The sequence below is a fragment of the Prevotella sp. HCN-7019 genome (genome assembly GCF_037890215.1).
GTDB lineage: Bacteria > Bacteroidota > Bacteroidia > Bacteroidales > Bacteroidaceae > Prevotella.
Genome location: NZ_JBBKBO010000002.1, coordinates 42291 through 54861 on the forward strand (window position 1 = coordinate 42291; position 12571 = coordinate 54861).

Genomic DNA, 12571 nt, shown 5'->3' on the forward strand with positions numbered 1-12571 from the left:
ATCACAGGTTGGTTAAACAACATTATATTAAAGATTTGAATAGTGTATCGATATGATTTTTAGAAAAATATAAATGAACACATATAAATATTAGGAATGAACTTTACAGATACCGCACATATTATAAATGATAGATATTTTTTATATTACACAAGTTACCTAAAATTTCATTTTCATAAATAATAATAAACAATATGCGCACATTTTATGATATTTTGAGTATTAATAAGGACGCCACTCATGAAGAAATTCTGGAAGCATACAGAAAGAAAGTGATTGAAGTACATCCTGACAAAGGTGGTAATACCATAGATTTTATGAATGTAAGAAAAGCCTATGAGATCCTATCAAATCCAGATATGCGCACCAAATATGATAAGTGGATTAAGAAGAAAGAACTTGATATCAATAGAGACAAATGGTTATTTTTTATACAATCATTTTTAACTAATGTGTGCAAAAATGAAAATCTAATTCTTATAATAATTACATTCTTAAAAAGTGAAAACAACTCTTTTGTATATCAATATTTAAACAATACACCATCAAAGATTATAGCTGCTGAAATAATAAAAAAATGCTTGCAATCAATACGCAATACCCATCCAAATCTTAATTTGCAATGTCTTGAGCTTGATTCCATTTGCAATAAGATTATTATCCAAGCTGAACCTAAAACCAAGGTTAACAATAAAAACAACAATAATAAATATATAATAATTCCATTATGCTGCATCATAGCATGGATAGTGGGACTAATATTTTTATTTGGATTAGGAAACAAAAATTCCACAGGGAAGATATCAAACACAAACAACACATCCATCGTTTCTGAGAACACTGCACCAGAATGGAACTGTGAAAATAAAACTATGGCGCAAGATAACACTCTAAAAGACGAAGAAGATTCTTGGCAGGAAAATCAAGCAAAACTATCAGAAGAAATAGAACAAATAAATGAAATAGAACAATACGAAGAAACAATATTTCATACGGGTGACTGCCCTTATAAAACATATTATGGTAAAGGTAAATTTAACAGAAATTCATTAAGTGAATTAACACTTATTAATAAATCTGAAAGAGATGCTGTAGTACTATTATGTAGCAGAGGAAATAATGTAATTCGAAACGTCTTTATAAAATCTGGTGACACGTATAAAATGAAACATATCCCAAATGTTGAATGTATAATAAAAGTCATGTATGGTCATGGCTGGAACAAAAATAAAGTCAACAATCAAAACTCTTTTAAAGGGGGATTTATGGAAGATGTATCTTTTTCTAAAACAAAGTGGTCTGACGTTTTTTCTTTTATTCCAGAAAAAACAGCAAATTCATATAAATATCCAACATATACAGTTACTCTTCACAAAGTTATTAACGGAAATCTAAAATCAGAATATATATCAGAAGAAGATTTCTTTTCATAAACAAATTATACTAATATGAAAATGACATTATTAATTATCTCATATATAACTATAATTTTTTGTTCATGCAATTCTAATCCTGATAAAGTTTATATATGTACAGGACCATATTCTACTGCTTATCATAAAACAAGACATTGTACTGGGCTCAATAATTGTAGCATGGAAATTAAAAAGATACAGAAAAATAAAGCTATATCAATGGGCAGACATAAATGTGGATATTGTTATTAAAGTATATTTAATATGTTATTAAAAGATTTATTTACTGACATCAAAAGAATTGAGCTGCATATAAATGCAGCACCAAGATCTGAGTTTAGCATTCCATACGAGAAGATAATAAATATTTTTCCAGATGACGAACTTCAACTTATACTGCCATGTCCTAATGGAAGCTGTACAAAAAGCGTAATAATATTTTATGATTACGAATTAAAGAACGCAATAGAACATACTATTAATGGAAGCGGGACATTTTCACTTGATAAATATTGTGACGGCTGGGAAGACGGTGAACGTATAAATAAATTTCACTGCAATTCTTATATTATTATAAAAGGAACTATTATCTATAAATAAAGATATTAACAAATTTGGATACAACCATTAACATAAGCAGTAAAACATAATTGCATTTATATATTCACTCCCCTATTCATCCTCGCTTACATTCCTGCCGTCATCCTCACTTCGCAGTGAATCCAAAATATCAATTATTTCCTTTCCGTATTTCTCTGCTCTTCTCTGACCTATCGACGACAGCCCCACCAGTTCGTCGGATGACTTAGGCATAGTGTCGGCGATGGCTTCCAGCGACTCAGTCTTCATTATGCAGTAGGCCGGCATCTTTGTCTGCAGCGCCTTATCCCTGCGCCAGGCCATGAGAGCTTCGAGCACTTTGGCGTTGCCCTTCCGGCGTTTCTGTCCGTCGGCCGTGGCATTTGAAGCTGCTGATGCGGCAGGTTCTGTCTCATCGCCGGCCATCCCTGTCTGAGTCTTACGGCGCCGGCTCTTGCGTCCCGCGGCCTGTCCTCCCTTACGGTTGTCGTCCTCTACGCCTTCCACTGCTATCTTTGTCTTCTCACGCATGTACTTGTTGGCCTCAAAACCATTGTCTATAACGAATCTAAGCAGATGAAGTTTGTCAGCCAACGATGTCTTCAACATAGATATGTATTCGTCCACACGTCGCGACAGCTCCTTGTTTTCGGTTGTTATGTCGAGCTTTTTCACAAACATATCAACATCCGACAACTGTTTCAGAAAATACGAAGCACCCTTGTTAACTCTCTCGGCCAATGCCGCATCGGTGGCATAATCGGCAGCGGCCGCAACCATACGGCCGTACTGCTGATGGAACTTATCGGCCACAGACGTCACCTCCGACACGAGCCGGGCATTGCGTGCCTTGAACTCTGTGGTCGTTCGCGAATAGCGACGCGACATGTGTTCGGTCATGACGCGCATCATTGAGTAAAACGGTTCGGTAATGCCCGAAAAGTCGAACAGCTCGTCAAGCATCGCCACAAAGTAACGGCGCTGCATCCCGGCCAGCATACTGCCGTCGGGAATATGGCGGCGCGCATCGCTCACAAATCCATCCACAGCACCGTCGCGTATGATGGCCGAGCGTGTGAGTGGAGCACTCAGCACCATGCCCTCGAGCGTACGGCAACGACTGAGCGCCACATAAGTCTGCCCATGTGCAAACGACATCGAAGCATCTATCACAGCATGGTCGAACGTCAGTCCCTGACTCTTGTGTATAGTGATGGCCCACGCAGTCTTGACAGGGAACTGCCGGAACTCTCCGTCAACCACTTCCGTTATCTCCTTCGTCTCCTCATTGAGTTCGTAGCGAGTGTTCTCCCATGTCTCCGGCTCCACCTCTATCTCGTCACCACCATCCTTCGGCCTGACTCTGAAACCTCGGCTGCCTATCGAACACACTGTACCTATCATGCCGTTGTAGTAGCGTTTCTCTGGTGACGAGTCGTTCTTCACGAACATCACCTGCGCATCCTCCTTAAGCGTAAGGCGTTCATCAGCCGGATACATATAATCAGGGAAGTGACCTGTTATCTCAGCCTCATAAGTGTATGCCTTTCCCGGCAGGGCATCGAGCCTTGCACTGTTCACACGTTGAGCCTGTGCGTTGTGTGTGGTCAGACGTATGCAGCCCTCCACGGCGTCGGCCTTGAAACCGGGAATGTAGCGGCTGTTAAGTGTATTGAGCACGCTCTGGTCGGCCATGTTGTCGCGCACACGGTTGAGCAGTTCGACAAACTGAGGATCGGCCTGCCTGTACACCTTGTTCAGTTCCACCACAGCATACTCTGTTCTGGCCAGAGCGCTGCTGCTGAAGAAATATGGTGTGGAATAATACTGCCGCAGAATCTGCCACTCCTCGTCCTTAACTACAGGCGCAAGCTGTCCGAGATCGCCTATCATGAGCAGCTGAACACCGCCGAACGGCCTGCTGTTGCGCCGGCAGAGACGCAACACATAGTCTACCGAATCGAGCACATCGGCACGCACCATACTTATCTCGTCTATCACGAGCAGGTCGATGGCGCATATCACTCTCTTCTTCTCCTTGCTCATGCGCACCTGCGAACCCTGCGAGCCGAACCTGGTACCGGGCACGTAAGGCGCGAAAGGCAGCTGGAAGAACGAATGCATCGTCACACCGCCGGCATTGAGAGCAGCTATGCCCGTGGGCGCCACCACGACGGCACACTTCGACGTGCATTCCTTCAGATTGCGCAGAAAGGTAGTCTTTCCCGTTCCGGCCCTACCGGTGAGAAAAAGACTTGTGTCGGTGGTTTCGATAATCTGCCACGCCAGCTGTGCTTCCTCGTTCATGATGTGCGGTGTTTTTAAAGACAGACGCAAAGTTACGCAAAATAGCTGAAAGCGCGTCAATGCCACGCTAACAAAAAATAACGCGCCACTCTCGGCCGTGCCACGGAAAATAAGTAATTTTGCATCCGCTTAATGATACACAACAACATATAAAGTCATGATAAAAGCACTGTTTTTCGATATAGACGGCACACTTGTGAGTTTCAACACGCACGCCATACCACAGTCGACGGTGAAAGCTCTCACACGCGCCAAGGAGAAAGGGGTAAAGATATTCATTTCCACAGGCAGACCCATGCCGCTCATCAACAATCTCGGCGCCATAAGCCACCTGATAGACGGATACATCACAACCAACGGCGCATGCTGCACCATAGGTGACCAAAACGTAAGACTGACACCGATAGAGCGCAGCGATGTGGACACACTGCTGGAGTATGTCAAAAAAGAAAAAGCCGGATGTCTGGTGATGGGTAACGAGGGTACATCAATGCTCTACAGCACCGAAGAGACAGACCATGTGCTATACGATATACTCGACGTAGAGCGTGGCGTAATGTCGGTGCCGATAGACGAACTGCTGAAAAAACCGGTGCTGCAGATAACGCCGTTCTTCACCCAACAGCAGGAAGACACGCTCATGCCCTACCTCAAGGCATGCACGGCCACACGCTGGTATCCGGCATTCTGCGACATAACATCCAATCAGGCCGACAAGGGTCGCGGACTGGAAGCCGTGGCCAAAGCTGCCGGCATAGCCATAGAAGAGACAATGGCATTCGGTGACGGCGGCAACGACATACCTATAATAAAACGTGCGGGCACGGGTGTGGCCATGGGTAATGCACTCGACGACGTGAAGGCAGCAGCCGATTACGTGACCGACCATATAGACAATGACGGCGTGGCCAAGGCATTAGAGCACTTCGGAGTAATCGACTGACGCCATAGGAACATCGCCGGACAAGGGGAAAACGGAGTCCCTAAAATGTTAAAAAACAACGTCCGAAAATGGCTCAAAATTCATAAAGTTTTCTATAAGAGATATTTTGACGCGAAAAACGGGAATTTTCGGCAAATTGTACAAGGTGTTGACATTCAACGATATACGCCAAGCCGCCACACCGTTATGAAAAAACGGCGGCGCGAAAGAGCCCATTCGGCACCTCCGAATGGGCTCTTTCATGCCCTGATTCCGTCCATATCGGGTGGTGAAACAATGTCTATCGCAGTGCAAAACGGGCTTTAATGGAAATCTGTGAAGCGAAAACGCCCCGACAACAACGCACAAGGCAACCGGCATAAAGGCATTTGCATGCATAAAAAAGCGGGTAGATTCTTCTTCGGAAAGCTGGAAGGAGCGCGGGAGAAGTGTTAAAATCCGGTTGAGTTTTCGTTAATAATTGTTTACATCATAACATCTGGCACAGCAAAAGTTAGCGCCTGCCTACCCCACAACACATCCACACCACACGTACACCGCACACACGCCATCGCCCGACGGGCTGACAAAGAGAAGCCGCCGGGCTTTATTTTTTATCATTTTATTCGTTTTTTACGATGATTATTAGTAAGTTTGCAAATACAATACTCATCGGTGCGGACCGCCCGCACAGGGGCGGAATCCTTACGCCGAAGAATCCGAAACAACAAAGAAACATATTTTACATAATAACTCAAAATGGACATTACCGAACGATTTTTAAATTACACCAAATTCGACACGCAGTCGAGCGAGGAATCGGACAGCGTGCCTAGTACGTCAAAACAACTTGTTTTTGCCGAATATCTGAAAAAAGAACTCGAGGACGAGGGCTTCAGCGACGTGGAGATGGACGACAAAGGCTACATCTACGCTACACTGAAATCGAACTCAAAGAAGAACATACCGACAATAGGATTCATTTCCCATTACGACACAAGCCCTGACTGCAGCGGCGCCAACGTCAACCCACGCATCATAAGAAACTACGACGGAGGCGACATCGTGCTGTCCGAAGGCATCATATCATCACCGGAGAAATTCCCGGAACTGAAATTCCACAAGGGCGAGGACATCATCGTGACTGACGGTCACACTCTGCTGGGCGCCGACGACAAGGCCGGCATAGCCGAGATAGTGCAGGCCATGTGCTGGCTGCGCGACCATGACGAGATAGAACATGGCGACATCAGAGTGGGATTCAACCCTGACGAGGAAATAGGCATGGGCGCCCACCACTTCGATGTTGAGAAGTTCGGATGCGAATGGGCATACACCATGGACGGCGGCGACCTGGGAAATCTGGAATATGAGAACTTCAACGCTGCATCGGCCAAGATACACATCAAGGGCATAAGTGTACACCCGGGATATGCCAAGGACAAGATGGTGAACGCCAACCGTCTGGCTGCCGAGTTCGCAATGATGCTGCCGGAGGACGAGACACCGGAAACCACAGAGGGATATGAGGGTTTCTATCACCTGCTGGGCATGCAGGCCAACATAGAAAACGCAACACTGCACTACATTATACGCGACCATGACCGCAGCCGTTTCGAAGACCGCAAGGACTTCATTGAAGACTGCGTGAAGCGCATGAACGAGAAGTACGGCGAAGGAACGGTGACAGCCGACCTGAAGGACCAGTACTACAACATGAAGGAAAAGATAGACCCGAACATGCACGTCATAGACATCGTGCTGAAGGCCATGCAGGATTGCGGTGTACCACCGAAAGTGGAACCGATACGTGGCGGCACGGACGGCGCACAGCTTTCGTTCAAGGGTCTGCCCTGCCCCAACATCTTCGCAGGTGGAGTGAACTTCCACGGCCCGTATGAGTTTGTAAGCATACAGGTAATGGAGAAGGCCATGCAAGTGATTGTGAGAATATGCGAGCTGACGGCACAGTATAACGACTGAGCCTCAGCATAAAGATAAAGCGGCACGGCGCATGGACATTCACAACGACTGTTCATGCGCCGGTGCATTTATGAACAGACCGTACGGCACTATACGTCCCGACGGAGCGAAGACCGCGCAGTCTGGACACGGTTGCGTGGGAATATCGCACCGCGAGACAAACCGCATACGGCACGAAACGACAAAACAGAAAGAACAACAATGGCAGAAACACCGAATTTCATATCCGACCTCGCACTGATACTGATAGTGGCAGGCGTGGTCACAATACTGTTCAAGAAACTGAAACAGCCGCTTGTGCTCGGCTATGTTGTGGCAGGATTCATCGTCAGTCCGCACATGCCGTACACCATGTCGGTGATTGATCAGTCGAGCATTCAGACGTGGGCCGACATAGGAGTGATGTTCCTGCTCTTCTCGCTCGGTCTCGATTTCTCGTTCAAGAAGATAATGAAGATGGGCGCATCGCCTGTCATATCCACATGCACCATCATCTTCTGCATGATGACGCTGGGCATCATCGTGGGCCACTCCTTCGGCTGGAAACGCATGGACTGCATATTCCTGGGCGGTATGCTGGCCATGAGCTCCACCACCATCATCTATAAGGCGTTCAACGACATGGGGCTCAGGCAGCAGAAATTCACCGGACCGGTGATGAGTGTGCTCATACTGGAGGACATACTGGCCATTGTCATGATGGTGATGCTCTCGGCCATAGCCGTGGGCAACGGCGCCGACGGCGGGCAGATGATAGGCAGCATCGTGAAGATTGTGTTCTTCCTCATTCTCTGGTTTGTGGTGGGCATAGCCGTGGTGCCGCTGTTCCTGAGGTCGATGCGCAAGCTCATCAACAACGAAACGCTGCTCATCGTGTCGCTCGGACTGTGCTGTCTGATGGCGGTGCTGTCGACAAAGGTGGGCTTCAGCAGCGCTTTCGGAGCGTTTGTCATGGGTTCCATCATGTCTGAGACCATCGAGGCGGACAAGATAGAGAAGCTCGTGTCGCCGGTGAAAGACCTCTTCGGCGCGATATTCTTCGTGTCGGTGGGCATGCTTGTCGATCCGGAGATACTCGTGGAATACGCTCTCCCGATAGTGGCGCTCGTCATAACGATACTCGTAGGACAGGCTGTGTTCGGCACAATAGGCTTCATGCTCGGCGGACAGTCGCTCAAGTCGGCCATGCGATGCGGATTCTCCATGGCTCAGATAGGTGAGTTCTCGTTCATCATTGCCTCGCTGGGACTGTCGCTCGGAGTGACGGGCCACTTCCTCTATCCCGTTGTTGTGGCCGTATCGGTGATAACTACGTTCCTCACACCTTACATGATAAAACTGTCGGTGCCATGCTACGGCTACGTGGAACGCCATCTGCCAAAAAGCTGGATAAACACGCTCAACAACATATCCATGAACAATGCGCCCGCACAACAGAGCAACTGGAAAAGACTCATCACGCAGATGGCGCTCAACACTCTGGTCTACTCCATATTGTCTACGGCGTGCATAGTGCTGATGTTCATGTTCTTCCTGCCGTTCATAAGAAAAGTCATGCCCGGCATGCACTGGTGGGCAAACGGCATATGCGGCCTGCTCACGGTGTTCATCATATCGCCGTTCCTACGCGCCATGATAATGAAGAAGAACCACAGCAAGGAGTTCATGACGCTGTGGCACGAGAACTGGATGAACCGATTCCCGCTCATATTCACCATTATCGTGCGGGCTATCATAGCCATTGCCTTCATTTTCTATATATGCAACTATCTGTCGCGCTTCACCAACGCGCTGATGATAAGCATAGCCACGGCTCTGGTGATGCTCATGGTGGTGTCGAGACGACTGAAGAAGCGCAGCATAAGAATGGAGAAGATTTTCGTGCAGAACCTCAGATCGCGTGAGATAGAGGCGCAGGTGCTCGGAATGAGAAAGCCACTGTATGAAGGCCACCTGCTCGACAGAGATGTACACATAAGCGACATAGACGTGCCGGCCGACTCGGTATGGGCAGGAAAATCGCTGCGCGAGCTCGGACTGAGCAACCGCTATGGAGTGCACGTGAGCAGTATTCTGCGCGGACACAGACGCATAAACATACCGGGCGGCGACGACACTCTCTTTCCCGGCGACCGGCTGCAGGTGATAGGAAGCGACGAACAGCTGACTACATTCAGCGAGGCCGTGAACAGCAATGTGGTGGAGGATGATCCCGACCTGGAACAGAGGGAGATGCACCTCAAGCAGATTGTGATAGACAAGGACGGAAAATTCACTGGCAAGACGCTCGGCGAAAGCGGAATAAGAGACGAATACAACTGTATGGTGGTGGGAATAGAGGAAGGCAAGGAGAACCTCTCGGCCGTGGATGCATCATACAGATTCCGTCCCGACGACATTGTATGGCTTGTAGGCGAGACAGTCGACCTCGAAGCTGTGGCAAAAAGCAACCACGCCGGATAACAACAGTAAGCGTCTTGTATGACGCTTACTGACCATATTCCACAAAAAGAAGCTGTCCCCATAATAAAAATCAAGATCAAAAGGAATGTCATTCTGAGCATGGCGGAGAATCATAAAATAATTGTCAAATTCTGATTTAAGATAACTTCATCACGAGTTGTTTCTCACTCATTACTTGTAAGTACTACTCCTCACACGGAAAAACGACAGTACTTCCTTGAAATTACCAGTGATACGTCAGAACATATACATACAATAAATTATCCGAATACAGTTTGCAACAGCGGTATACAATGGCAGGAAGCCTGCAATATGAATAAGTTATATTCTTTATTTGTCAACGCTATTTATTTTTTTGTCAAAACACAAACCATCCACTATGATAACAGCAGAAAACATTTTACTGATTGGCTCCATTCTTATCTTTTGCAGTATTCTTATCAGCAAGACCGGTTACCGTTTCGGAATCCCCACCTTGTTGCTCTTCCTGCTTGTCGGCATGTTTTTTGGCAGCGACGGACTGGGTATCCAATTCCACAGTGCTTCCGATGCTCAGTTCGTGGGCATGATGGCATTAAGCATCATACTCTTTACCGGAGGGATGGACACCAAGCTACATGAAGTGCGTCCTGTAATGGTACAAGGGATTCTGCTATCTACGGTTGGTGTGCTGCTTACCACCTTACTCACCGGAGCTTTTATCTTCTACATCTCCGAGTGGAACCAAACCAACATCCAACTCACCTTCATGGTTTCCCTGCTTCTTGCCGCCACAATGTCGTCCACAGACTCAGCATCTGTATTCAATCTGCTCCGTTCGCAACAGATGAATCTGAAAGAGAACCTTCGCCCAATGCTGGAACTGGAAAGTGGAAGTAATGACCCGATGGCCTACATGCTCACTATCGTACTCATCGAAGTCATCAGCAGCGGAAGCGGACTGAATGTCTGGCACATAACGCAAGGTCTGTTTACCCAATTTGTATTCGGAGGTATCATCGGCTATGCCTTCGGACGCTTTGCCATCTGGCTTATCAATAAAATCAACCTGTCGAACAGTTCCCTGTACCCCATCCTACTGTTAAGCCTCATCTTCATCACATTCACTCTGACCGATTTTGTAAAGGGAAACGGTTATCTGGCCGTCTACATACTGGGAGTAGTGGTAGGAAACGCCAAACTTGCCTTCCGTAAAGATATCAATACCTTTATGGACGGACTGACATGGCTTTTCCAGATTATCATGTTCCTCACCTTAGGTCTGCTGGTCAACCCGCACGAACTGCTCGATGTCGCTGCTGTGGCCTTACTCATCGGTCTATTTATGATCGTAGCAGCACGCCCGATCAGCATTTTTGCCTGTCTGCTTCCCTTCAGACACATCAGTAACAAGGCCCGTCTGTTTGTCTCATGGGTCGGCCTGCGCGGAGCAGTTCCCATCATCTTTGCCACCTATCCGGTCATTGCCCAGATACCCGGTTCCAACCAACTGTTCAACATAGTATTCTTTATCACCCTGCTGTCCCTTGTCATACAGGGGATGAGCATTGCCAAAGTAGCCAAGTGGTTGAAACTGGACCTGCCTCAGAAAAAAGAAGGCAATGAATTCGGAATTGAGTTACCAGACGAAATAGATTCCGAACTTCATGAGATTACATTGACACCCGAGATGCTGAAAGCGGGCAACCGACTGGCCGACATGCACCTTCCACAAGGTACCTTAGTGATACTTATCAAGCGGGGATACGAATTTCTGATTCCCAACGGACAAGCCGAACTGCATACAGGGGATAAACTTCTCATTATCTCGGAAAACAAACAAGTCCCACTAACCCGACAAATATAGAAGCTGTCTCAAAATGATATTGATTATCTTCTACACATGACCGGAGACTTCTGGTAACGAAAAAGGTTTGATAGGACGAAACCGTCAAAAAGGGAACTTATAAATTCCTTTCTGAGAAAATCCGAATGACTTCAATATGAAATGGAACGACATAGACCGTATAAAGTTCATTTTAAGACGGCCTCTTTATGTGTTCAGTATAAATTCAAAGGGGATTGGTCTCAACAGAAACGCGTTTTTATCACGAAACAGTCTATACGGTTTCTGTCGAAAGGACTCCAGACTGGAGTTTTTCAATACCTTTTACATACTGTGATTTTTCATCTGAGTTTTCTGTTCTACCCCAAAAAATCAGCGCGTATTTGCGGGCAAACAATCCTTCGGACGCAAATACGCGAGAAATAAAAGTGTTACGCAAGTTATTGAACACCAATAACTTATATTCAAGAACCATTTTTCCGTCCTGCAATAAGCACTGTTTTAGCACGTAATATTGCCCATTTCAGGCTCTGAAATGCACAATATCGCACCCTGAAACGGGCGAAACCATAGGCTCAAACGGGCATTATCAGAGCACAACATCAATTTATTCAAACTATGGTATAAGGTATATTAAAATACGGAACATACCGAAATAGCCTTTACAAGGCATGATTTAACATTCCTTCACACCTATTTTCCGACTTTATTTTGTCAAAATAAAGTCAAGAAAATCTGTAAGTTCACCGTCCGGGTTTTCTTTAAAGACACTGATATCAGGCGTAGGAAAAGCGCGGAAAAAGTGCGCGCCGACTCTTGCGGCGATGATTTATAAGTGGTGGTAATTTGAATTTATTATTACGCAATACCCGTACCATCATGGTTTACACCACCAGCGTGTCTGTAAGTCTTCCGATATTCAATAGTACTTTATACGAAAAGGCATTCACAAAAGACTTTATACTGAGTCGTATAGAGTCTGCCAAAGACAGGGATATCGTATTTATCCACAATACAGAGATATGCTTTCTACTTTCCGCACTGTCCTATCCTACATGCCGAAGAAACAACGGGCGG

At 46.2% G+C, this 12571-nt stretch carries 7 protein-coding genes; 6 read left to right on the top strand and 1 reads right to left on the bottom strand.

Going from position 1 to position 12571, the window contains the following annotated elements; all coding sequences use genetic code 11:
- Positions 1-194 precede the first annotated feature (194 nt).
- Positions 195-1433: a J domain-containing protein gene (locus WKT13_RS03295; protein ID WP_340322825.1), complete on the top strand. Its 1239-nt coding sequence runs from the start codon at positions 195-197 to the stop codon at positions 1431-1433.
- Positions 1434-1679: 246 nt separating this feature from the next.
- Complete coding sequence (locus WKT13_RS03300) at positions 1680-2015, top strand: hypothetical protein (protein ID WP_340322826.1); 336 nt, start codon at positions 1680-1682, stop codon at positions 2013-2015.
- Positions 2016-2087: 72 nt separating this feature from the next.
- Here WKT13_RS03300 and WKT13_RS03305 read toward each other — a convergent pair whose 3' ends face one another.
- Positions 2088-4301 (bottom strand): HRDC domain-containing protein, encoded by a 2214-nt coding sequence (locus WKT13_RS03305; RefSeq protein WP_340322827.1) that lies wholly within the window; start codon positions 4299-4301, stop codon positions 2088-2090.
- A 157-nt stretch (positions 4302-4458) separates the two neighbouring features.
- Between WKT13_RS03305 and WKT13_RS03310 the strand changes: the two genes are divergently transcribed.
- The 4 genes from WKT13_RS03310 (at position 4459) to WKT13_RS03325 (ending at position 11515) form a co-directional block, all read left to right on the top strand.
- A complete protein-coding gene (locus WKT13_RS03310; protein WP_340322828.1) occupies positions 4459-5244 on the top strand; it encodes a Cof-type HAD-IIB family hydrolase in 786 nt (261 codons plus the stop codon).
- 738 nt (positions 5245-5982) lie between these two features.
- Positions 5983-7206 carry a peptidase T gene (gene pepT / locus WKT13_RS03315; RefSeq protein WP_340322829.1) on the top strand — a complete coding sequence of 408 codons (1224 nt, stop codon included), beginning with the start codon at positions 5983-5985 and terminating at the stop codon, positions 7204-7206.
- A gap of 201 nt (positions 7207-7407) precedes the next feature.
- On the top strand, positions 7408-9669 hold the full coding sequence (locus WKT13_RS03320) for a cation:proton antiporter (protein WP_340322830.1): 2262 nt from the start codon (positions 7408-7410) through the stop codon (positions 9667-9669).
- 379 nt (positions 9670-10048) lie between these two features.
- Positions 10049-11515 carry a potassium/proton antiporter gene (locus WKT13_RS03325; protein WP_340322831.1) on the top strand — a complete coding sequence of 489 codons (1467 nt, stop codon included), beginning with the start codon at positions 10049-10051 and terminating at the stop codon, positions 11513-11515.
- Positions 11516-12571 lie beyond the last annotated feature (1056 nt).

What these genes read in the sequence shown, in the direction of transcription:
- WKT13_RS03295 (WP_340322825.1), top strand. Translation starts at nt 195, where the DNA reads ATGCGCACATTTTATGATATTTTGAGTATTAATAAGGACGCCACTCAT.
- WKT13_RS03300 (WP_340322826.1), top strand. Translation starts at nt 1,680, where the DNA reads ATGTTATTAAAAGATTTATTTACTGACATCAAAAGAATTGAGCTGCAT.
- WKT13_RS03305 (WP_340322827.1), bottom strand. Translation starts at nt 4,301, where the DNA reads ATGAACGAGGAAGCACAGCTGGCGTGGCAGATTATCGAAACCACCGAC.
- WKT13_RS03310 (WP_340322828.1), top strand. Translation starts at nt 4,459, where the DNA reads ATGATAAAAGCACTGTTTTTCGATATAGACGGCACACTTGTGAGTTTC.
- pepT (WP_340322829.1), top strand. Translation starts at nt 5,983, where the DNA reads ATGGACATTACCGAACGATTTTTAAATTACACCAAATTCGACACGCAG.
- WKT13_RS03320 (WP_340322830.1), top strand. Translation starts at nt 7,408, where the DNA reads ATGGCAGAAACACCGAATTTCATATCCGACCTCGCACTGATACTGATA.
- WKT13_RS03325 (WP_340322831.1), top strand. Translation starts at nt 10,049, where the DNA reads ATGATAACAGCAGAAAACATTTTACTGATTGGCTCCATTCTTATCTTT.